The sequence below is a fragment of the Allochromatium humboldtianum genome, assembly GCF_013385175.1.
GTDB classification, from domain to species: domain Bacteria; phylum Pseudomonadota; class Gammaproteobacteria; order Chromatiales; family Chromatiaceae; genus Thermochromatium; species Thermochromatium humboldtianum.
This window is the reverse complement of record NZ_JABZEO010000009.1, coordinates 100,715-122,689: the sequence shown is the minus strand read 5'-3', so window position 1 is coordinate 122,689 and position 21,975 is coordinate 100,715. Positions and strand designations below refer to the sequence as shown.

Sequence of the window (21,975 nt, the reverse complement as noted above, 5' to 3'; positions counted from 1 at the left end):
GTTGATCCGTGCTGAACCGGCCCGTGGGACCGGACTTCGACGACCGGGTTCCCGCAAGCGTAGGCTTGCCGGCCACGGTCGTCGGGCGGGATGGCCGATCAGGCCGCGAGCTTGCGCAGCACGTACTGGAGGATACCGCCGTGACGGTAGTAATCCACCTCGTTCGGCGTATCGATGCGCACCCGCGCCTGGAAGGTCTTCACCGAGCCGTCGGCGCCGGTCGCACGGACTTCGACCTGCTTGGCCTCGCCGCCGTTCAGACCGACGATGTCGAAGGTCTCGGTGCCGGTCAGACCGAGCGACGCGGCATTGTCACCCGCCAGGAACTGAAGCGGCAGAATGCCCATGCCGACCAGATTGGAGCGGTGGATGCGCTCATAGCTCTCGGCGATGACCGCGCGGATGCCGAGCAGACGCGGACCCTTGGCCGCCCAGTCGCGCGAGGAACCCGAACCGTACTCCTTGCCGGCGATGACGATGGCGGGCGTGCCCTCGGTCTGATAGCGCATAGCCGCGTCATAGATCGACAGCTGTTCCTGACTGGGCTGATGCAGGGTCACGCCGCCCTCGGTGCCCGGCGCCATCAGATTACGCAGGCGGATGTTGGCGAAGGTGCCGCGCATCATGACTTCGTGGTTGCCGCGCCGCGAACCCAGGCTGTTGAAGTCCTTGGGATCGACGCCCTTTTCGATCAGATACTGGCCGGCCGGCGAGTTGGGTTTGATCGAACCGGCCGGCGAGATGTGGTCGGTGGTGATGGAGTCGCCGAGCACGGCCAGACAGCGCGCGCCGCTGATGTCTTCGACCGGGGCGACCTCCAGGCTCATGCCCTTGAAGTAAGGCGGTTCCTGGATATAGGTCGAATCAGCCGGCCAGTCGTAGGTCTGGGTGGCCACGGCGTCGAGCGACTGCCAGCGCGCATCCCCGGCGAACACATCGGCATAGGCCGCCGTGAACTCAGCCGGCGTGACGAACTCGGCAATCGCCGCGTTGATCTCGTCCTGGGTCGGCCAGATGTCCTTCAGATAGACCGGTTTGCCGTTGGCATCCGTGGTCAGCGGGTCGTTGTAGGGATCGATGTCGATGCGACCGGCGATAGCATAGGCCACGACCAGCGGCGGGCTGGCCAGATAGTTCATGCGCACCTCGGCATGGACCCGGCCCTCGAAGTTACGGTTGCCCGACAGGATCGAGACCGCGCACAGCTCATGGTCGGCGATAGCCTTGGAGACCGGCTCGGGCAGCGGGCCGGTGTTGCCGATACAGACCGTGCAGCCATAGCCGACGTTGTGGAAGCCGAGCGCCTTGAGCGGTTCGGTCAGCCCGGCGCGGTCGAGATAGCGGGTGACGGCCATCGAGCCAGGACCGAAGGCGGTCTTGACCCAGGGCGCGCGCTTCAGACCCAGCGCCACGGCTTTCTTGGCCACCAGTCCCGCGCCGATCAGCACGCTGGGGTTCGAGGTATTGGTACAGGAGGTGATGGCCGCGACCACGATCGAGCCGTCCGAGATCTCGACCTCCTGGCCGTCGATCACCGCCTTGGCCGCGCCCTTGGTGGGCAGATTGCGTTCGGCCTTGAGCGCGGCGAGTGCCTTGGGGAAGTGGCTCGCCATGTCGGTGAGCGCGACGCGATCCTGCGGACGCTTCGGTCCGGCGAGCGAGGGCGCCACATCGCCCAGATCCAGCTCCAGGGTCTCGGAATACTCGGCCTCGGGCGCATCGGCGGTGTGCCACACGCCCTGCGCTTTGCAGTAGGCCTCGACCAGCGCGATCTGCGCCTCGTCGCGTCCGGTCAGACGCAGATAGTCGAGCGTGACCTGATCGATGGGGAACAGGCCACAGGTCGCGCCGTATTCAGGCCCCATGTTGGCGATGGTGTTGCGCTCGCCCATCGGCAGGCTGGCGATCGCCGGGCCATAGAACTCGACGAACTTGCCGACCACACCATGCTTGCGCAGTTGCTCGACGATGGTCAGCACCAGATCGGTCGCGGTCACGCCTTCCTTGAGCGTACCTGTGAGCTTGAAGCCCACGACCTTGGGCACCAGCATCGACACCGGCTGACCCAGCATCGACGCCTCGGCCTCAATGCCGCCCACGCCCCAGCCGAGCACGCCGATGCCATTGACCATGGTCGTATGCGAATCGGTGCCGACACAGGTATCGAAATACGCCTGGGTCGTGCCGTCGACCGGCTTGGGGAAGACCACCCGCGCCAGATACTCGACATTGACCTGATGCACGATGCCGGTATCCGGCGGCACGACCTTGAAGCCGTCGAACGCCTGCTGGCCCCACTTGAGGAACTTGTAGCGCTCCTGATTGCGCTGGAACTCAAGCTCCGCGTTGAGCGCGAACGCCCCATCCGAACCGAAGTGATCGACCTGCACCGAGTGATCGATGACCAGCTCGGCGGGCTGGAGCGGGTTGATTCGGGTCGGATCGCCGCCGAGCGCGCGCATGGCATCGCGCATCGCCGCCAGATCCACCACCGCCGGCACGCCGGTGAAGTCCTGCATCAGCACCCGCGCCGGGCGGTACTGGATTTCCTTGTCAGGCTCGGCCTGGGGGTTCCACTGGCTGAAATACTCGATGTCCTCGCGCGTGACGGTCACGCCGTCCTCGTTGCGCAGCAGGTTCTCCAGCAGGATTTTGATCGAGAACGGCAGGCGCGCACTGTTCGGCACGGCGTCGAGCTTGAAGATCTCGTACTCCTGGCCGGCGACGTTCAGGTTGGACTTGGCGTTGAAGCTATTGGGCATCGAGGGCTCCGGTGGCATGGATCGGCTAGTTATCGTTTGGAGCGCTCGATTCTAGCGTCCGGTGCTGGGATATTCCATATGCTGCACTGCAACGAAAGGCTGTCGTTTGGATAGGCGAGCGCTCGGGGAGGGTCAGGGCGTGTCCTCGGCCGGCTCCACCCGGTTGCGTCCATTGGACTTGGCCAGGTAGAGGTTGCGGTCGGCCAGTTGTACCAGCGTTTCGGGCCGATCACCGGGGCTGGGGATCAGGGTGGCGCAACCAAGGCTGGCCGTCAGTGCCGGACCTTCTCCCTGCTTGGCCGGTTGCGCAAATCCAGATTCGATCCCGGCGCGGATGGCTTCGGCCAACTGTCTGGCCCCATGGGCATCGGTCTCCGGCAGTAGCAGCACGAACTCCTCGCCGCCGTAGCGCGCCAGCAAGTCGGCCGGACGCCGGATCTGCGAAGCGGCCAAATGGGCGATGCCGCGCAGACACTCGTCGCCCATCTGATGCCCCCAGGCGTCGTTGACGTCCTTGAAGTGATCGGCATCGATCATCACCAGCGATACGGGGCGGCCACTGCGCTGAGCGCGTCGCCACTCCTTCTCCAGAATCTGATCGAAACTCCGCCGGTTGGCGACATTGGTGAGACCATCGAGGTGAGCGAGTCGCGCGAGCAAGTCGGTCTTGCGCTTGAGCAGGATATGGGTGCGCACCCGCGCGCGCAGCACGGCCGCCGAGTAAGGCTTGGTGACGAAATCCACGGCTCCGGCCTCGAGTCCGGCGGCCTCCAGGACCGGATCCTGATCGGCGGTGATGAAGATCACCGGGATGTCGGCACTGGCCGGATCGGCTTTGAAGCGGCGGCACACCTCCAAACCGTCGATGTCCGGGAGCTGGTAGTCGAGCAGGATCAGCTCAGGCGTTTCGGCCACCAGATCGAGTGCGTCACGACCGCAGGTGGCGAAGATGAGGGTGTAGTCCGATCCGAGGATGCCGGCGGCCAGACGCAGACTGCTCGGATCATCGTCGATCAGCAATAGGCGTGGGAGTTCGTCGGCGTCCACGGCCATGCTCGGGGGCTGGGTCCAGTCGAGGTTCGAGGTGGACAAGGGTGGTGTGGTCATGCGTTCAGGATTCGATCGTTCGTTGCAATGCGTCAAGTTCGTCCAGCGCCGCCTTGAAGTCGAACGACTGGATCCGCTCGATCAGCCGCTCCAGCATGGTCGCGGCCGGATGGACACCGAGATGTTGGCGCAGACGCTGAAGCAACGACTCCGGCACCAGCCGATGCCGGGTCAACAGCGATTTCAGTTCAGCGAGATCGGCCAAAGCGGCCGTGAGCGCGGTGTCGGTTTGATACAAGACAGGTGTCGGCAGATCGTCGACCAAGTAGTCGCGTAGCGCCTCGATGGCGGCAGTCAGCGCGGTCAGACACCGTGTCTGGAGCGCGTCGATCCGGTGCGCTTCAGCCCCTTCGATCAGCGCCTGTTCAAGGGCCACGGCCGTCGTCGCGACCTCGACGGCGCCGACATTGGCGGCGGCCCCCTTCAGTGTGTGGGCCTGATGTTGCAGGCGGCTCGTATCGTTCTCGGCGCGCGCGGCGGCGAACTCGGCAGGCCAATCCGCAAAGTCGCGCATGAAGCCACGCAGAATCCGGATCAGCAAGGGCTCATCGCCGTCCAGCCGGCGCCGGGTCGCGGTCAGATCGAATCCGGCGAGCCGGATCTCCGGCTCTGGCGGCGCAGCGACCAATGGCTCGGTCGTGGCAGAGGGCATTGCCGTGACCGTCGGTGCCGGGGCGCCCGTATCCGCTCGCTCCGGCAGCCAGCGCAGCAGGGTGACGAGCAGTTGCTGGGGGTCGACGGGCTTGCTGACATAATCGTTCATGCCGGCGTCGAGTACACGCTGACGGTCGTCCGCAAAGGCGGCGGCGGTCATGGCGATGATCGGCAGTTCCCGCCCCCGATCCGTGGCGCGAATGGCGGCCGTGGCTTCGAGTCCGCCCATCACCGGCATCTGCAGATCCATGAGGACCAGGTCGGCCTCGTGCTCGGCGAGCCAGTCCAAGGCTTCGCGACCATTGTTGGCCAGGCTCACCCGCAATCCCATCTTGCGCAGCATCGCTTGGGCGATCTCCTGATTGGTCGGGTTGTCCTCCACCAGCAGCAACTCAGCCCCTCGGATACGCGCGGCGCGGGTCTGGAGATCAACGACACCGGACTCGGTCTCGGGCAGATGCACGAAACCGTGGCGCTGCAAGTCGGCGATGGTGTCCAAGAGTTGCGAGGAGGTGACGGGCTTGCTCAAAACGGCATCCGGAAGCACCGGCCCGTCGGCCGCCGCCCGCAACAGAGCATGGCGCTCGTGCGCCGTGACCATGACCACGCTCGGCGTGCGCTTGAGTCGTCCGGTGGTCTGAGCGGCGTGCAGCTGCGCCAGCAGCCACAGACCATCCTTGTGGGGCATTCGCCAGTCCACGAGCAGCAGCGAGAAGGGGCGCCCGGTGGTCGCGGCCTGAAGGATCGACTGGAGCGCGCTTTCGGCATCCGCCAGACAGTCGACATCGAACCCCCACTTCACCAGACGGCGTTCCAGGACGGCCCGCGCGCCGTCGTGATCGTCGACCACCAGTACGCGCTCGCGTCTGAGACGCGACGGCGGTGCCGCCTCTCCGCCCGCCTCGATCTCGAGCGGCAGCTCGAACCAGAACGTTGCCCCGGCGCCCGCCTCGCTGTCGACGCCGATCGCTCCACCCATCAGTTCGACGAGACGCTTGCAGATGGTCAGTCCGAGACCCGTGCCGCCGAAGCGGCGCGTGGTGGAGACATCGGCCTGAATGAAGGGTTGGAACAATCGCGCGGTCAGTTCGGAACTCAGACCGATCCCCGTGTCGCGCACCTCGAAGCGCAGCCGGCGCTGTCGGTCTTCGTCGTCGCCGCAGGCCTGCACGGCGATCACCACGCTCCCGTGCTCAGTGAACTTGATGGCGTTGCCGAGCAGGTTGTTGAGGATCTGGCTCAAGCGCAGCGGATCACCGCGATAGCGTCCGATGAGTGCCGCCGGGGCGTCGATGATCACCTCCAGACCTTTCTCGGTCGCCGTGATATCGAACAGCTCGACGCATTCACGCAGTACCTGTTCGAGCCGGAACGGCGTGGACTCCAGTTCCACCTTGCCGGCGTCGATCTTGGAGAAGTCGAGAATGTCGTTGAGGATACCCAACAGCGCCCGTGCCGAGTGCTTGACCTTTTGCACCAGAGTGCGCTGTTCCTGATCGAGCGGGGTGTCGAGCAGCATGTCGAGAAAGCCGAGCACCGCGTTCATGGGTGTTCGCACTTCATGACTCATGTTGGCCAGAAAGGCGCTCTTGGCCTCGTTGGCCGCCTGTGCCTCGGCGGTTTCGCGATGCGCCAGCGTCTGGTGCGCCTCGATCTCGCGTTGCTGACTGCGCCGCAGCGAATACGCCGCCCCAAAGACGATCGCCAGCAGTCCGAGCAACAAACTGCCATAGCGTAGCCAGACCGCCTGAAGCTCGGCCCGGTATTCGGTCCGGGGCACATTCTTGACCACTTTCCAGAAGGCGTCGCCCTGGCCGGTGAGCGAGGTGTCGCCCGGCCATGCGTCGGTTCCGGACTGGAGCGGGCGCGCACCCTGATCGCCGGCCATCACCACCGCCGGGACCACGGTATCGAAGCTCCAGATCCCGTTTGCCGTCTCGAACTGCCCGCTTCGCTCCTGGAGGATGCGCGCCCAGACCATCGGATAGCGTCGCGCCAGCGAGAGATCCGGACGCTCGAACATGAAGCCCCATTCGTCGGCCGCATCAGGGCCGCGAAGCCAATAGCCGTCCGGATTTAGCAGCCAGATGTTGGAGCGGTGTTGATTGGCCAGGGCCTCGAGCAGATTGAGCGCCAGATAGTTGACGATGACGATGCCGCGACTGTGGCCGTCACGGTCGAACAGACGCTTGGCCAGACGCAGCATTGGCTTGCGCGGCTGTTCGATGATGCCGTGCTCGATGTTCAAGTCCAGCGGCGAGACATAGATGTCGCCGGGTGACAGCCGCATGGCCTCGACGAAGTAGTAGCGATCGGCCTTGTTCTGTAGCTCAGCCTCCGCGACGGCCACCGGGCCGTTCGGCGACTGATTGACGCGGACGCGTTCCTGTCCGTTCTCGTCGATCCAGCGGATCTGGTCGTATTGCGGCTTGGCCGAGGCGAAGAGGCGCCAGTCATGCTGCACGCTGTCGAGTTTGCCAGGGATGGTGTCGGCAATCGCTTCGCTCAGTGGACGGCCGCGCGCCAGATAGCCCAGGTCGCGGCTGACCTCGATCAGCATCCGTTCCAGATTTTCCGTATTGAGCGTGACGACTTGTTCGCTCTCGAAGGCGAGCTGATCGAGGGTCTGCCGGGTGGCTGCATGGGTGGCAAGACCGATGCCGACGACCACGGCCAGGCCGGCGGTGGCCAGCCAGATGAGCTGCGAGGCGGGTAACGCGAGCGGTTTCATTTTTCAGGCTCAGAACCCGAACCCGAGTATGAGGCTCCCTGTAGATAATGCTGTGCGTCTTCCAGGATCGGCCGGTTGCGAAACAGCAGTTGCCAGCGCGAGCCGCCGACCTGACGCCACAGCCGCGCCGCGCGCACCGCCGCCAGCAGCAGCGCGCGCAGCCGGTTCTGGTTGTCTGGATTGCGCAAATGCAACGGGTCGCCGTGGATCAGGATACGCGGTTGCAGATGACTGAGCGTCTGGCTGTAGAGATCAGCGAAATGGGCCAGCAGATTGGGGTGGAGCAGGTCGAAATGGACGCGCTTGGACTGCGCCTCGCGGATGCCCTCGGCGATGATGTCGAGCAGGTCGGGCCGTCTGGCCAGCTCGCGTTCGAGCTTGATGACCTGGACCGCATAGCGCGTCAGCTCCAGGTCGCGCTCGGGCCGGCCGGTCAACTGGGCGACGAGCCGGCGCGCGCCATTGGCCAGCACGCCCGGCTCGCCGAAGACCGACTCGACGTTCTCGGCATCGACCTGGAACAGACTGTAGATGCAGGGCTGCATGATCTCGGCATCGACCGAACCCTGGCGGGCGATGCGGATGACGCAGTTGACGGCCTGATAGAGGCCGGCGAGGGCGATGGTGCGCTCCAGGTTTGTATGGGGCATGGACAGGGATCTCGATCGCAATACGTTGTGGCAGATGACGCCATCTTACAACGCATTCGAGGCTCAGGACGCCAAGCCACGCTCGATGACGGCCCCGCCCAGACACTCAGTTCCCTGATAGAAGACGACCGACTGACCGGGCGTGACCGCACGCTGCGGCTCGTCGAAGCGCACCCGGCATCCATCGGCCCCGATCTCGACCAGTTCGCAGGCTTGCAACGCTTGGCGATGGCGCAGGCGCGCCAGACAGCGAAACGGCGTCTCGGGCGCCCGGCCGCTGATCCAGTGGGGCTGGAGCGCCTCCAGCCCGGTCGACATCAGCAGCGGATGCCGGCTGTCCTGGACCACGATCAGCCGGTTGTTCGCGCTGTCTTTGACAGCGACATACCAGGGCGCCTCGCGTCCCTGACTGACTCCGCCGATCCCGAGTCCCTGACGCTGGCCGAGGGTGTAATAGGCCAGCCCGTGATGCTCGCCGAGCCGCACGCCTTCGGGCGTCTCGATCGGTCCCGGCTCGCGCGGCAGATAGCGGGCGAGGAAGTCGCTGAAACGCCGCTCGCCGATGAAGCAGATGCCGGTGCTGTCCTTCTTGGCGGCATTGGCCAGACCGAGTCGGCGGGCCAGGGCGCGCACCTCGCCCTTGGTGAGATCGGCGAGCGGAAACAACGCGCGCGACAACTGCTCCTGGTCGAGCAGATGCAGGAAATAGGTCTGATCCTTGTCGGCGTCGACGGCGCGATGCAGGTGATAGCCGCCCTGCGCGTCGGCGACGACCCGGGCATAGTGTCCGGTCGCGATCGCCTCGGCGCCCAGGCCGAGCGCATGGTCGAGGAAGGCGGCGAACTTGATTTCGCGGTTGCAGAGCACGTCCGGGTTGGGCGTGCGCAGCGCCTGGTATTCGCGCAGAAAATACTCGAAGACCCGATCCCAGTACTCGGCCGAGAAGTTGACCGTATGCAGCCGGATCCCGAGCCGCTCGGCCACCGCGCGCGCGTCGGCCAGATCCTCGGCGGCGGCGCAGTAACCCTCGGCGTCGTCCTCCTCCCAGTTCTTCATGAACAGCGCCTCGACCGCATAGCCCTGTTCGAGCAGCCGATGGGCGGCGATGGCTGAATCGACGCCGCCGGAGAGACCGACGATGACGCGCCGGGGGGAAGGGGGTTGGGTGTTTGGAGACATAAACGCAATGACGAGGCGATGGTTGAACTTGGGGAGATCCAGAATCGACAGGGCGTCCGCGAGGGTTCATCCTTGGAACCCGATCACAGACCAAACCGCGTCGGGAGCCGACTCGCTGGCGCGAACCACCCGAGATCCGAGTGCCGGCCCGTGGTCGGTTCACGACGATGTCACAAGGATACAGCACGAGAGAGACTGTCATGTCAGAGGCGACTTTCGATCTGGTCGATGCCCGGGATCCGTTCATGGATACCGATTGGTTCCATCATTGCCGCCAGACACGCACCCCCTATATCGTGATCCGCAGCGCCGAGACTTCGGCCGACGTGCTCTGGGACTATGTCACCCTGTCGCCCGAGGCCGATGTCCGGATTCGCACCGATTTCGCGGCCTTCGAGCGCGAGGCGCGCGCCATCTTCGAGCGTTGCGCCGGTCCCGATTCCTATCTGCGCGTCAAGCCGACTCAGATCTGCTTCGACCGTCTGGCGCTCGACCGCGCCAAGCGCGCCGCGCTCGAACTCTATGCACTGGTCGAGACCTATCTGTCCGCGCGTCCGGTGATCCGTGAACACGAGCGGGTGAGGGCGAGTGTCCGCGAGACGGCGGCTTCGATCGCCTGAGGGACGCCGATGTTCACGCCATCCAGGCCGCGCGTTTCGATACTCATGTACCAGCCGAATCGACAGCTATAACTTATAAAACAACAGCATACGCCGCGCTCGCTGTTCAACTCCAGCCCAGAACCACGGATTTTCCATGCTCGACCCATGCTGTACCGGCACAGTTTTCGGCACAGCCAACAACGACACACGGAGGCAGGACCATGCGCAAGACCACGCTCGCACTCGCCATCATCGCCACACTGACCGGCGGCTCAGTTCAGGCCCAGATGTTCAAATGCACCGACCCGGCCACCGGCCGGACAATCTTCTCGCAGACGCAATGCGCGACTGAGGCTCAGTCGATCGATGTCGACGTCCACCGACCGAGCGCCGACCAGATCGAAGCGCATCGGCAGCGGGTCGAGACGCATCAGCAGATGATCGAGGACGGGATCGATCGGCGGCGCGCGATGCGGATCGAGGCCAATCGGCGGCTGTATGAGGCCGAATTGGCCGCTGAGCATCAGCGCACGCTGGCCGAGATCCAGGCAAATCGGGCACGCGCCAACAACAATCAGGCCGGCGCAACCTACCTCCAGGCGCTCTCCCAGGACGAAGCCAACGCCAATGCGCGCTATCAGGCCGAGCTGGAGCGGTTGCGCGGCGGGCGCTGACCGCTTAACGACCGCCCGCTGAAGTTGACCACGAGCAGCAACCGCGCGCCACGGGTCGGCCACACTGGCAGGGCATAACAACACACGGAGGCAGGACCATGCGTAAGACCACAATCATCATGCTCGCCGTTCTGATCGCAACACCAGCGGCAGGGCAGTCCATTTCGGCCAGCGCCATGAAAGCCGAGCGCGACCGAATGGAAACCGGAGAGGGCGTCCGTTTTCTGGATGCGGTCCCGGCATGGGGCGACCCAGCGCGCGTCGAAGCGGCAAATCGATCCGCGCAAGAGACCTACAATCAGCAGGTCATGGAGGCTGAAGCCGCTAACTCGATCACTCAAATGCGTGCGACTCAATATCAGGCCGATCAAGCTGACCAGCAAAGTCGGCGGCGCACTGAACGCTTGCTGGACGACATGGGCACGCCGTCGAGCGTCTACCGGAGCGGCTCGTATGAGAGCCGGACGTATCAGAGCGGCAACACGATCCAGACGATCCGCATGAAGGACGGCAAGATCACCGGCTCATCGACCTACCGCTCGAATCGATAGGTGACACCCGCGCGCCTTCGGGGATAGCCTGTCCCGGTCGCTGCACATCAGCGATCGGGATTGGTCTCCCGGAGAATAGGCGCACCAACCGCGCCTCGACAGTGCGGTTTTTTATGTGCGCAGCATAGCGGTTCCTATGGGGCGGCTGTGTGTGGGGCATCGCAAGATGCGCCTGTTCCTATTCCAGGTAGACCAACCCGCCACAGTCGACCCACCATCCTGATTGGTCTCAGGCGGTGGGCGTTGATAACCCTGAATAGGAGCCTGTCATGGCATCTTCAGCCACCAGCGCGACCGCGCCCTTGTCCTTCTCGTTCGACCAATCCTTCAACGTCCGTGTCTCATGGTCGACGGCGACCCTTGGTTCGTCGCGACTGATGTTTGCGCGGCGCTCGGCATCGTCAACAACCGCGATGCGCTTGAGAAACTGGACGACGACGAAAGGGGTGTCGGTTTAACCGACACGACGGAAGGTGTAAGAAAAGTCGGCATCATCAACGAATCCGGCCTCTACACCCTGATCCTGCGTTGCCGCAACGCCACCAAGCCGGGGACAGTTCCGCACCGGTTCAGGAAATGGGTCACGTCCGAAGTCCTGCCCTCGATCCGCAAGACAGGCTCCTACCAGATCCCGAACCCCGAGATCCCGCAGGCGATGGAGACGGTCAACAGCGCCGATCTGGCCAAGCTCTCCCAGATCGTCTATCTGCTCAAGACCAACTTCCACATGGAGGGCAGCGCCAGTCACGCCGCCTATGCGCGACTGCGCAAGGAGTTCGGCCTGGAGAAAGGCATCAGCAGCCTGCCGACGTTCTATCTGGATGCGGCAAGGGGCGCATCGAATGGACGCCCATGCGTCGCGCCGATCACGCGACATTCACGAAGGCGTGTCGAGCGACCGAGATCGAGAACTTCCGCTGGCACGATCTGCGGCACACCTGGGCGAGCTGGCACGTCCAGGCTGGGACGCTACTGCATGTGCTCCAGGAGTTGGGCGGATGGTCGACGATTGCTATGGTCCAGCGGTATGCGCATCTGTCACCGGAGCACCTGGCCGAGCACGCCGCGCGCATCGAAACGGGTCTGCGAATCGTCGGGGACATAGCAAAAACAGGCACAGGGGGATAACAGAACCCGCATGAAACCTAGCTTAAACAGGGTGTCGATTTTGATGTACCATCAGGTCGGCGTGTTCGCGCCGATGCGTGCACATCGCGCCAACTATTGCGACCATCGGCGCTTCGCCGCTCAGATGGATCTGCTCGCGCGCCTCGGCTATCGGGTGCTGGGTCTCGACGACGCCCTGGCCGGTCTGCGCGGTGAGCGTCCGCTACCGGCGCGTGCCGTAGTTCTGACCTTCGACGATGCCTATGACAACTTCGCCGAGTATGCCTGGCCGGTGCTGGAGCGTCATGGTTTTCCGGCGACCGTCTATGCCATCAGCGGTTGGCTTGGACGCCGCGCCGAATGGTTCGCCAAGGATCCGGGCCGCCCGATCCCGACCCTGATGAGCGCCGGGCGTCTGCGCGAGCTGCACGCGGCCGGCATCACGATCGGTTCTCACAGCGTCGATCATCTCAAGCTCGGTACGCTCGATCCCGAGGCTCAGCGCCGTCAGCTCGTCGACAGCCGCGCGGCGCTCGAAGACGTGCTCGGCGCGCCCGTGCTGCATCTCTGCTATCCCTTCGGCAGCTTCGACCAGACGACGGTGCAACTGGCCGGGGAGGCCGGCTACCGGAGCGCGACGACCTGTCTGCGCGGCGCGGCTGGGCCGGACGATCACCCGCTGGTACTGCCGCGCAAGGCGATCTCCTTCGGTGACGATCGGCTCGGCTATTGGTGGAAACTCGCCGTCAAGCACGCGCCCAAACCCGAACTGATCGAGTGGCGTCGGCGTCTGGCTGCCGGGACCGCATCCTAGACGCGATCCATGACCGATCGGGGCGCTAGCCAAATCCAGGTCGCCATGTTTAAACTCGATTTAAACCATCCGGCCAGGTGATCGATCGTGACTCAAGCCTTTCTCGATATCAAATACTGGGGTAACAGCCTCGGGGTGCGACTTCCGGCGGCGATCGCGCGCGAAGCGCATCTGCAGGTCGATCAGCGGGTGCGTGTCTTTGCAGAGGATGGACGTGTGATCATCGCTCCGGTCGACGACAGACACCCCACACTGGAACAACGGCTGGCGCGCTATGACCCGACCCGCCATGGCGGCGAGGTCATGGCCGAGACCGAGCCTCTGGGGGCCGAGCGTTGGTGAGTCGGACCACAGCGGCGAACTGGTCGCCCGATCGACGGGACATCATCTGGATCGACTGCAACCCGCAGGCTGGACGTGAAATGCGCGATCTCCATCCCTTTCTCGTACTGTCGCCACGCCTGTTCAACGAACGCACGTCGCTGGTCATCGGTCTGCCCATGACCACGGCCGAATACAATGCCGACAACCCATTTGCCGTCGCCGTTGGAACCGCGCGCAAACAGGGCGCGCACAAAACCAGCTTCGTGCTGTGCCATCAACCGAAGTCCTTCGATTGGCGTGTCAGGCAGGCCCGGCCCCATCCGATGAAGCGACTCGGCGAGGCCCAGTTCACTGAAGTTTGTGCGATTCTCAATCAAATCGTGCAGATCGCTTGATCGATCTCCGGAGCTAGGATGACCGCCTGCAAACTCCCCCTCGGTCTCCAGACCTTCCCTGATTTCGCGCGCGCCCGAGTGCTGGTAGCCGGCGATCTGATGCTCGACCGCTACTGGACCGGCGCCACACGCCGCATCTCGCCCGAGGCGCCGGTGCCTGTGGTGCATGTCGAGGGCGTCGAGGATCGGCCCGGCGGCGCGGCCAATGTCGCGCTCAATCTGGCCATGCTCGGCGCGCGCGTGACGCTGGCCGGCGTGACCGGCGACGACGAGGCCGCCGCGATCCTCGAAACGCGCCTGAGCGGGCAGGGGATCGCCACCCGTTTCGAACGCCGCGCCGGCGTGCCGACCATCACCAAGCTGCGCGTGCTCAGTCATCATCAACAGCTCATCCGGCTGGATTTCGAGCGCTCGCTGGCGCCGAATGGGCCTGACCCGCTGCCGGGACTGGTCGCGCCCGCGTTCGCCGACTGTGATCTGCTGCTGCTCTCGGACTATGCCAAGGGCACGCTCGACGATCCGCAAGGACTCATCCGGATGGCTCGCGCCCAGGGCAAGCCGGTCCTGATCGACCCCAAAGGCCGCGATTTCAGCCGCTATCGGGGCGCCACCCTGCTGACGCCGAACCGTGCCGAGCTGGAGGAGATCGTCGGCGCCTGCCCGGATGACGCCACGCTCATCGAACGGGCCGAACGTCTGCGCGCCGAACTGGGACTGGAGGCGCTGCTGGTGACGCTCGGCGAGCGCGGAATGCTGCTGGTGCGCGCAGGCGCCGAGGCGCTGCATCTGCCGACCCGCGCGCGCGAGGTCTTCGACGTCACGGGCGCTGGCGATACCGTCATCGCGACCCTGGCCGCCGCGCTGGCCGCCGGCGCCGAGCTGGCCGAAGCCTGCGCCCTGGCCAACTGTGCCGCCGGTCTGGCCGTCGGCAAGCTGGGCACGGCCAGCGTCGGCGCGGCCGAACTGGAGCGCGCCCATCGCGGTATCGAATGGCGTCCGATCCTCGATCGCGCCGGGTTGATCGCAGCGGCTGAGGCCGCGCGCGCCGCCGGTGAGCGTCTGGTCATGACCAACGGCTGCTTCGACATCCTGCACGACGGGCATGTGGCCTATCTCCAGCAGGCCAGGCGACTCGGCGACCGGCTCATCGTCGCCGTCAACGACGACGATTCGGTGCGCCGGCTCAAGGGCGAGGGCCGTCCGATCAATGGCGTCGAGCAGCGCATGGCGGTGCTGGCCGGGCTGGCCTCAGTCGACTGGGTCTGCCCCTTCGGCGAGGACACGCCCGAGGCGTTGATCCGCGCCGTCGGGCCGGACGTGCTGGTCAAGGGCGGCGACTATCAGCCCGAGCAGATCGCCGGCGCCGACGCGGTGCTGGCGCGCGGCGGCGAGGTGCGCGTACTCGATTTCGTGCCCGGACGCTCGACGAGCCGTATCATCGGCGCCATCGGTCGGCGCGGCGACGGAGCCTGAAGGAACGTCGGCGGCATGTCTGGATCGACCGACCGCGCGCAGTTTAGACTCAGCCGGGGACGATGGGCATCACGACGCGCTGCCCATCCTACGATGATGCGCTGTTCCGGACATCGCCTCAGTGTCCGGCCGTGCGTCGACCGCCTTCTCACTCATCGCCAAGGGTTCGCTCTGCCATCATGTCCTCCGACACCCTGATTCTCATCCTGGCTCAGGATCGCGGCCTGGGGCTCGACGCCCTGACCCGCCAGCGTACCAAAGCCGCCGTGCCCTTCGGCGGCAAGTACCGGATCATCGATTTCACCCTGGCCAACTGTCTGCATTCGGGACTGCGTCAGGTGCTGGTGCTGACGCAGTACAAGAGCCATTCGTTGCAGAAACATCTGCGTGACGGCTGGTCGATCTTCAATCCCGAACTCGGCGAGTTCATCACCCCGGTTCCGCCCCAGATGCGCGAGAGCCAGGATTGGTACAGCGGCCCCTTCGATGCCATCCGCCAGAACCGCTATCTGATCGAGCGCAATCGCGCCAGCCAGGTGTTGATCCTCCAAGGGGAGGCCATCTATCGCATGGACTATGCCGAGCTGGCGCGTGCCCATCGCGAGACCGGAGCGGCGATCACGGTGGCCGTGCGCGCCGTGTCGGCTCCGGGCGCCGGACGTCAGGCGCGAGTCGTGCTCGATGCCGATGAGCTTATTCGAGAACTGCACGCGCCCGGTTCGGGGGCCGATGATGCGGAGACGGCGGAGGGCGAGCGCCAGGAGACCATGGGCGTCTATCTGTTCGACAAGTCCGTGCTGCTCGACGCCCTGGCCGGCTACGAGCGCGGTGTCTCGCCCGATGCGGATCTGGCGCTCGACGTCATCGCGCCACGGCTCGCGGCGCATCCGGTTCGCGCCTATCGCTTCGGTCAGGCGCGCGGACGGGTGACGCCGGACCGCTACTGGTGCGATCTGGCCTCGGTCGACGCCTACTATCAGGCCAACATGGCGCTGCTGCGCGCCGAGCCGCCGCTCGATCTCTATCAGCCCGACTGGACCATCCACACCTATCAGGGGCAGTATCCGCCCGCCCGCACCGTCCCCGGACCGCAGACCGGCAACGAGGGCGTCTTCGTCAACTCGATGCTGGCGGCCGGCACCGTCATCAGCGGCGGCGGCGTCAATCACTCGATCCTGTTTCCCCAGGTGCGGGTCGAGGACGGCGCCATCGTCGAGGCGTCTATCCTCTTTCATGGAGTCCGGGTCGGGGCGGGCGCGCATCTGCGTAACTGCATCGTCGAAAAGGACGTCAGGATCGCGCCCGGCGATCGGATCGGTTTCGACGCACGGCGTGATCGCGAACGCTTCGATGTCTCGCCCGACGGCATCGTCGTGGTCACGAGTGAAGAGGCCTCATCGCGAGGGTTGGCCACATGAAAGAACACATCGAAAGACCCGTGTTCGAAGGCTTGGCAGGCGTGTCGGAGTCGGACGCCTTCGAACTGCCGGATGTCCCGCTGCTGTTCGGGCGCTTTCTGGTGCTCGGCGGTCACATCCCGGAGTCCGATATCATCGAGGCGCTGCGGGTGCAGCGCGACCTGAGCACGATGTCCGCCTTTGCACTGATCGCGCAAGGGCTGCTGTCACTGGAGGAACTCGGGCGTCTGTGGGACTGCCAGCGCCGTGAGCTGGTCAGCTTCGAAGAAGCGATGCGCCGGCAGGGTCTACCGGCGGGCACTGACCCTAAAACGGTTTTGAGGGCACTGAAGGGGCAGCGCACCCCGCTCGGCGAGATCCTGGTCGGGCAGGGCAAGATCAGCCGCGAGGCCCTGATCTCCCTGCTCGACCAGCACGCGCGCCATCAAAAGGAACATCGCCAGGACTGAGGATCTTCGCCGCCGTCACTCGATGCCGCTGTAGATCTTGGTGTACTCGCGTCTCAGGGTCTCGTAGTTGCGGTTCAGACGCGCGATCACCTTGTCCTTGAGTTCGAGCTGGGTGATGAACTGCTGCTTCTCCTCGATGAGCAGGTCGCGCTCGGTGACGAGCTTGTGCACGGATTTGCGGTAGTTGTTGACCGAGACCTGCAGGTTGTGGATGCGCTCCTCGAAGTCGTCGAACTGTTGCTCCAGCGAGTTGATGTTGCGCTCGGCGTTGTAGGCCGCCTGCATGAAATCCAGATTGCTCTGCATGAACAGATCGAGCTCCTGGCGTAGCGCCAGCATATCGGCCTCTCCGCCGCCCTTGCCGACGGTCGCGATACGGGCCAGGAGTCCTTCGCTGACCTGCTTGAGCGCGCCGTATTTCGACTTGAGATCGACATCCGTGGACTGGCTGGAAGCAATCGCCGAGCGGCCCTGCTGATACTGTTGCAGCAGATCGTCGATGTCGGCTTCCATGTTGGGCGAGGACAGCCCGGCCTCCTGAAGCAGGATCGTCGAGGTCTCGGGTTTCGCGGTCGCCGCCGGACTCGGGGCGATGCGCGCCAGTCCCTCGAAACAGCGGTCGATCGCACTGAAGACCTCCTGCCAGGCGGCTTCCTCGGCCAGACGTTCATGACGAAACGGCTTGGCAATGGCGTGCAGGGTGGCGATCCAGCCGTCGCGCAGTTCGGGGCGCTTGGTGCGGGTGTCGCGGGCGCGCGCGATCTCGTCGGCGATCATTTGATCGATCCGCTCGGCGAGCTTGAGCCAGTCCTGACGCTCCTTGCGCAGCCGCCACCACTTGACGCCCAGCACGATGGTCACGATCAAGACCAGGGCGAGCGCCTCGGCCAGTCCGTAGATCCAGACATAATGGCTCATGGTCATGGCTCAGGCTCCCGGAAGGTCGTCGATGTCCCGCTGTGCCTCCAGCTTGCGCCGGCGACGCCGCCACCACCAGATCCCGCCGGCGATCCCGCCGATCACGAGCAGGACCAGATTGGCGCCGACCACGATCGCGATCGCCGCGCCCTGTTCATCGTCGAACAGCAGATCGTCGCTGGTCGCGGGCGGCTGGTCGGCCGGGAGTACGCTCATCGAAAGGATCTTGGTGCGCTGGAAGCTCTCACTCTCGGCCGTGACCCGAACCTGATAGGGGCCGGGAGCGGTGAAGCTCAGCGGCCCCTGATGGCGGCGGGTCGCCTGGGGCGCGGACATATCCGGCCTGAGATCGATGCGTTTCAGGGGCGTCCCCGCCGCATCGAGCAGGGTGGCGCTGAAGGCGGTATTGCTGGCGAGCCGCTCGTCGACGCCCTGGCCGCGATAGATGAGCCGAGCCGCGACGGTCACGGCTTCGTCGACCGTGGCCAGCACCGGCAGCTTGGCCTCCAGATCGAGATCGCTCTCCAGATAGGCGCGCTTGTCCTGGTTCTGGCCGCTGATCTGCCAGGAACCGGCCTCCGGTTGCTGGATGGTGATGTGATCGAAGTGCTCGGTGCTGCGCCAGGTCACGCCCTCGACCTGATCGCCGGCGGTCAGCTCGCGCTGGCTCGGATCGGTCAGGCGGGTCGGTGCGCCGTTGGGGTCGCGCTGGACCAGGAGCTTGAGTTCGCGCACATTGGCGTCGACCTCGACCTGTCCGTCGACCACAGGCGCCGTCAGCGGCTGGTCGGCCTGCTCGAAGAGCTTGACGAAGGCCGGATAGATGTCTTCCGGGCGCTCGGCGCGGAAAGCCTGTCCGCCGGTCGAGTCGGTGAGCAGACGCAGGAAGTCGATGTCGCCCTCGGGTGAGAAGGCCACGCCGTGGATCTGGAGACCGGCGGCCTGGAATCTGGGAATCAGCTTGTCGATGATCTCGGCGCGCGCCTGGGCCGTGGCCGCCTCCGACCCCAGGTTGAGCTGACCATCGGTGAAGATCACCAGGATCCGTTTGGCCTCCGGATCACGCCCGCCGGCAGTGAGGGTTCTGTAAGCACTGCGGAGCGCGGCGCTGAAATCGGTGCGCGTGCCGTCCATCACGATCCCGCGCACGAGGTCGAGCGCCTGATTGCGCCTGGACGGATCGTCGAGCGTCTTGAGCGGCATCAGGATTTGTGAGTCATGCCCGAAGGTCAGCAGCGAGAGCCGGTCGCCGGTCTGGAGCAGTTCAGTGAAGAGCTCGGCCCCTTTGAGGCTGTCGCGGCGCGGATCGTTGCTGTTCATGCTGAGCGAACGGTCCAGGGCGAGAACCACATCTACTGCCGCGAGAGCGGGCGCCGGCAGTGCTCCGAGCAGCAGACAGAACAGCGCCAGACCGATCACGGTAAGATTCACTGGAGCCGGGGATGTGCGTATCGTGCTGTTGCGAAGATTGACCATGGGGGCTTCGTGTGGCATTCGACGATCATCACGTTGAGTCGACGTGGAAATGAGTTTAACCGATCCGAGCCGAGGGGGATTCGATGAGTGATGAGCGGCTGCTCGCGGTCAAGGGCAGCAGCCGACGACATCCTGCTCTACGCCTTCGAGCAGGCGCTCGAACCTGACGTGCCGCGCTACAAGGAGTACCATGCGTCGCTCGTCGAGCACGCCAAACAGGTCTGCCGGAGTCGACCGCGCTGTTCGGACTGTGTCCTGAAGCGCGCCGTACCCTGTAGTCAGGCCCTGTTGGCCGAGGCTTGAGACATCCCCCGAGAATCACGTCCCAGGAATGCAGTTGACATGCCCAGAGTCGATACCGAGATCTTCTATGGCAGCGCGCTCGACACCCACGGCGAGACGGCCGAGGGCGTGCAGTGGAATTCGACCGAGACCCAGGAAGTCCGCTTCCGGGTGCTGCGTTCCTTTCTGCCGCCGGATCTGTCCCGGTTGACCCTGGCCGACGCCGGCTGCGGCTTCGGCGATCTCTTCGCCTATCTGGACCGCACCGGCGACCGGCCGAAGCGCTATATCGGGCTCGATGTCATGCCCCCCATGGTCGAGGCCGCGCGCCGGCGCACCGGCTGCGAGATCCATGTCCTCGACATCCTCGACGAGGACAGCGTGCTGCCCGAGGCCGATGTCTATCTCTGTAGCGGGGCCATGAACACCTTCACCCGCGAGGAGACGCGGCGCTTCATCGAGCGCTGTCTGGAGGCGAGCCGTCACGGCTTCGTCTTCAACCTGCTCAAGGGTTGGGACACCTCGCCGATCTACAACCTCTATCAGCCACGCGAGATCAAGCATCTGGCCCAGGCGCTGGAGGTTGACTATCAGATTCATGAAGGCTATCTGGCCGGCGATTTCAGCGCCGCGTTCTGGAAGGTTCCGTTCGGCGTGCGCGCGCCGGGATAGCCTCCGTATCCGTCTTTTTTCTCATTCACGCCGAAGGAATCATCGATGCTAGACCCACGTTCGTTGCGCACCGAACTCGATCAGGTTGCCGAGCAACTGGCCCGGCGCGGTCTGGTGCTCGACACCGCGCGGATCGAGTCCCTGGAGACCGAGCGCAAGGCGCTCCAGATCCAGGTTCAGGAACTCCAGAACACGCGCAACACGCGCTCCAAGTCGATCGGGCGCGCCAAGGCGGCTGGCGAGGACATCGCGCCGCTGCTGGCCGAGGTCGCCGATCTGGGCGACCGACTCAAGGCCGCCGAGTCGCGGTTGAGCGCGATCCAGGACGAGCTGACCGACATCAGTCTGAGTCTGCCCAATCTGCCCGCTGCCGAGGTTCCGGACGGGCGCGACGAGTCGGACAACCGCGAGGAACGCCGCTGGGGCACGCCGCCGGCGTTCGACTTCGAACCCAAGGATCATGTCGATCTCGGGGCGCGCAACGGCTGGATGGACTTCGATCTCGCGGCCAAGGTGACGGGGTCGCGCTTCGTCACGCTCTCCGGCCCCATGGCGCGGCTGCATCGGGCGCTGATCCAGTTCATGCTCGACGTGCACACCGGCGAGCATGGCTATACCGAGACCTATGTGCCCTATCTGGTCAATGCCGACAGTCTGCGCGGCACCGGCCAGTTGCCCAAGTTCGAGGCCGATCTGTTCAGGGTGCCGGGCGAGCGCGATTTCTATCTGATCCCGACCGCCGAAGTGCCTGTGACCAATCTGGCGCGCGATCTGATCCTGGAGGCCGACAGCCTGCCGCGCAAATGGGTGGCGCATACGCCGTGCTTCCGCAGCGAGGCCGGCTCCTACGGCAAGGACACGCGCGGCATGATCCGTCAGCATCAGTTCGAGAAGGTCGAGCTGGTGCAGATCGTGCGGCCCGAGGATGGGGCGCAGGCGCTGGAGGCGCTGACCGGGCATGCCGAGTCGATTCTGCAACGGCTGGGACTGGCCTATCGGGTCGTGACACTGTGCACGGGCGATCTCGGGTTCTCGGCGCGCAAGACCTATGACCTGGAAGTCTGGCTGCCGGGGCAGGGCGCCTATCGCGAGATTTCGTCGTGCAGCCATTTCGGGGATTTCCAGGCGCGTCGGCTCCAGGCCCGCTGGCGCAATCCCGAGACCGGCAAGCCGGAGCTGGTGCATACGCTCAACGGCTCGGGGCTGGCGGTCGGACGGACCCTGGTCGCGGTGCTGGAGAACTATCAGCAGGCCGATGGGAGTGTGATCATTCCCGAGGTGTTGCGGCCTTATATGGGTGGGATCGAGCGGCTGTCTTAGCCTGGATTGTGAACAGGACCGCCCCCGCTGGACGATGCCGGGGGCGGAGTGAACATCCCCGAGAGTCGTCGGGTGATTCGCCGCACCAGTAAATGCGCAAGCGGCCAGTTCGCAATTCCGCCTAGTCGACCCGTCTGCTCAAGATAGCCGGTCACGTCCTCGCGGGTGTGTTGCTTCAGGTGCTTATCCGGGAAAGCCGTCAGATACGCCTTCGCGCGGCGCACCTGCCACTGAAGCGCATTCTGTATAGCGTCGAGGATCTTGTCTTTGACGCCGGACTGACTGGATTTGGCAATGAATCGATCCCAAAACGATCATTGGTGGCTTTGTCTGTTGTTTGATGTTACGGCATGTGCTATAAGTCGAATCCGCAGACAAAGAGTGTAGAATCGATCCAGCGTCGCTCGAACAGATTAC

At 64.8% G+C, this 21,975-nt stretch carries 20 protein-coding genes and 1 pseudogene; 14 read left to right on the top strand and 7 right to left on the bottom strand.

Annotation, left to right across the window (positions count from 1 at the left end; genetic code table 11):
• Positions 1 to 98 precede the first annotated feature (98 nt).
• The 5 genes from acnA to mnmA all read right to left on the bottom strand — a co-directional run bounded on the left by acnA (position 99) and on the right by mnmA (position 9,083).
• A complete protein-coding gene (gene acnA / locus HW932_RS14065; protein WP_176977115.1) occupies positions 99 to 2,762 on the bottom strand; it encodes an aconitate hydratase AcnA in 2,664 nt (887 codons plus the stop codon).
• A gap of 132 nt (positions 2,763 to 2,894) precedes the next feature.
• A complete protein-coding gene (locus HW932_RS14060) occupies positions 2,895 to 3,869 on the bottom strand; it encodes a diguanylate cyclase domain-containing protein (RefSeq protein WP_246296840.1) in 975 nt (324 codons plus the stop codon).
• Positions 3,870 to 3,873: 4 nt separating this feature from the next.
• Positions 3,874 to 7,254: a response regulator gene (locus HW932_RS14055; protein WP_176977114.1), complete on the bottom strand. Its 3,381-nt coding sequence runs from the start codon at positions 7,252 to 7,254 to the stop codon at positions 3,874 to 3,876.
• Positions 7,251 to 7,904: a high frequency lysogenization protein HflD gene (gene hflD / locus HW932_RS14050; protein WP_176977113.1), complete on the bottom strand. Its 654-nt coding sequence runs from the start codon at positions 7,902 to 7,904 to the stop codon at positions 7,251 to 7,253. The genes HW932_RS14055 and hflD overlap by 4 nt, the downstream gene beginning before the upstream one ends.
• A 63-nt stretch (positions 7,905 to 7,967) precedes the next feature.
• Positions 7,968 to 9,083, bottom strand: a complete 1,116-nt coding sequence (mnmA, locus tag HW932_RS14045) for a tRNA 2-thiouridine(34) synthase MnmA (RefSeq protein ID WP_176977112.1) — start codon at positions 9,081 to 9,083, stop codon at positions 7,968 to 7,970.
• Positions 9,084 to 9,283: 200 nt separating this feature from the next.
• On the opposite strand from mnmA, the gene HW932_RS14040 reads away from it, so the two are divergent.
• From HW932_RS14040 to HW932_RS13990, 11 genes and pseudogenes are all read left to right on the top strand, one after another.
• Entirely contained in the window at positions 9,284 to 9,703 is a 420-nt protein-coding gene (locus HW932_RS14040) for a hypothetical protein (RefSeq protein WP_176977111.1), read from the top strand.
• A 203-nt stretch (positions 9,704 to 9,906) separates the two neighbouring features.
• A complete protein-coding gene (locus HW932_RS14035; RefSeq protein WP_176977110.1) occupies positions 9,907 to 10,359 on the top strand; it encodes a DUF4124 domain-containing protein in 453 nt (150 codons plus the stop codon).
• A gap of 98 nt (positions 10,360 to 10,457) precedes the next feature.
• Positions 10,458 to 10,910, top strand: a complete 453-nt coding sequence (locus HW932_RS14030) for a hypothetical protein (protein ID WP_176977109.1) — start codon at positions 10,458 to 10,460, stop codon at positions 10,908 to 10,910.
• A 343-nt stretch (positions 10,911 to 11,253) separates the two neighbouring features.
• A pseudogene (locus HW932_RS21880) lies at positions 11,254 to 11,499 on the top strand (BRO-N domain-containing protein); the annotation flags it as partial.
• Entirely contained in the window at positions 11,487 to 12,038 is a 552-nt protein-coding gene (locus tag HW932_RS22125) for a tyrosine-type recombinase/integrase (RefSeq protein WP_176977178.1), read from the top strand. The pseudogene HW932_RS21880 and the gene HW932_RS22125, both read left to right, overlap by 13 nt.
• A gap of 43 nt (positions 12,039 to 12,081) precedes the next feature.
• Positions 12,082 to 12,831, top strand: coding sequence for a polysaccharide deacetylase family protein (locus tag HW932_RS14015; protein WP_246296839.1), 750 nt, complete (start codon positions 12,082 to 12,084; stop codon positions 12,829 to 12,831).
• A gap of 87 nt (positions 12,832 to 12,918) precedes the next feature.
• Positions 12,919 to 13,173 carry an AbrB/MazE/SpoVT family DNA-binding domain-containing protein gene (locus HW932_RS14010; RefSeq protein WP_176977107.1) on the top strand — a complete coding sequence of 85 codons (255 nt, stop codon included), beginning with the start codon at positions 12,919 to 12,921 and terminating at the stop codon, positions 13,171 to 13,173.
• Positions 13,170 to 13,550, top strand: coding sequence for a type II toxin-antitoxin system PemK/MazF family toxin (locus HW932_RS14005; protein WP_343047366.1), 381 nt, complete (start codon positions 13,170 to 13,172; stop codon positions 13,548 to 13,550). Before HW932_RS14010 ends, HW932_RS14005 begins: the two co-directional genes overlap by 4 nt.
• An 18-nt stretch (positions 13,551 to 13,568) precedes the next feature.
• The gene (gene hldE / locus HW932_RS14000) at positions 13,569 to 15,023 is read left to right on the top strand and encodes a bifunctional D-glycero-beta-D-manno-heptose-7-phosphate kinase/D-glycero-beta-D-manno-heptose 1-phosphate adenylyltransferase HldE (RefSeq protein WP_176977105.1); all 1,455 of its coding nucleotides are present in this window, start codon (positions 13,569 to 13,571) and stop codon (positions 15,021 to 15,023) included.
• A 179-nt stretch (positions 15,024 to 15,202) separates the two neighbouring features.
• Entirely contained in the window at positions 15,203 to 16,441 is a 1,239-nt protein-coding gene (locus HW932_RS13995; protein ID WP_176977104.1) for a glucose-1-phosphate adenylyltransferase family protein, read from the top strand.
• The gene (locus tag HW932_RS13990) at positions 16,438 to 16,890 is read left to right on the top strand and encodes a hypothetical protein (RefSeq protein ID WP_176977103.1); all 453 of its coding nucleotides are present in this window, start codon (positions 16,438 to 16,440) and stop codon (positions 16,888 to 16,890) included. Before HW932_RS13995 ends, HW932_RS13990 begins: the two co-directional genes overlap by 4 nt.
• A gap of 15 nt (positions 16,891 to 16,905) precedes the next feature.
• On the opposite strand, the gene HW932_RS13985 is transcribed toward HW932_RS13990, so the two are convergent.
• Both HW932_RS13985 and HW932_RS13980 read right to left on the bottom strand, forming a co-directional pair.
• Complete coding sequence (locus tag HW932_RS13985; RefSeq protein WP_176977102.1) at positions 16,906 to 17,814, bottom strand: hypothetical protein; 909 nt, start codon at positions 17,812 to 17,814, stop codon at positions 16,906 to 16,908.
• Between the two features lie 3 nt (positions 17,815 to 17,817).
• On the bottom strand, positions 17,818 to 19,302 hold the full coding sequence (locus HW932_RS13980; protein WP_176977101.1) for a vWA domain-containing protein: 1,485 nt from the start codon (positions 19,300 to 19,302) through the stop codon (positions 17,818 to 17,820).
• 72 nt (positions 19,303 to 19,374) lie between these two features.
• Here HW932_RS13980 and HW932_RS13975 point away from each other — a divergent pair, with 72 nt between their 5' ends.
• From HW932_RS13975 to serS, 3 genes are read left to right on the top strand one after another with little or no spacing between them, the layout of a single operon-like run.
• Positions 19,375 to 19,587 (top strand): hypothetical protein, encoded by a 213-nt coding sequence (locus HW932_RS13975; protein ID WP_176977100.1) that lies wholly within the window; start codon positions 19,375 to 19,377, stop codon positions 19,585 to 19,587.
• 39 nt (positions 19,588 to 19,626) lie between these two features.
• The gene (locus HW932_RS13970) at positions 19,627 to 20,238 is read left to right on the top strand and encodes a class I SAM-dependent methyltransferase (protein WP_176977099.1); all 612 of its coding nucleotides are present in this window, start codon (positions 19,627 to 19,629) and stop codon (positions 20,236 to 20,238) included.
• Between the two features lie 45 nt (positions 20,239 to 20,283).
• Positions 20,284 to 21,558 carry a serine--tRNA ligase gene (gene serS / locus HW932_RS13965; protein ID WP_176977098.1) on the top strand — a complete coding sequence of 425 codons (1,275 nt, stop codon included), beginning with the start codon at positions 20,284 to 20,286 and terminating at the stop codon, positions 21,556 to 21,558.
• Positions 21,559 to 21,975: the final 417 nt, after the last annotated feature.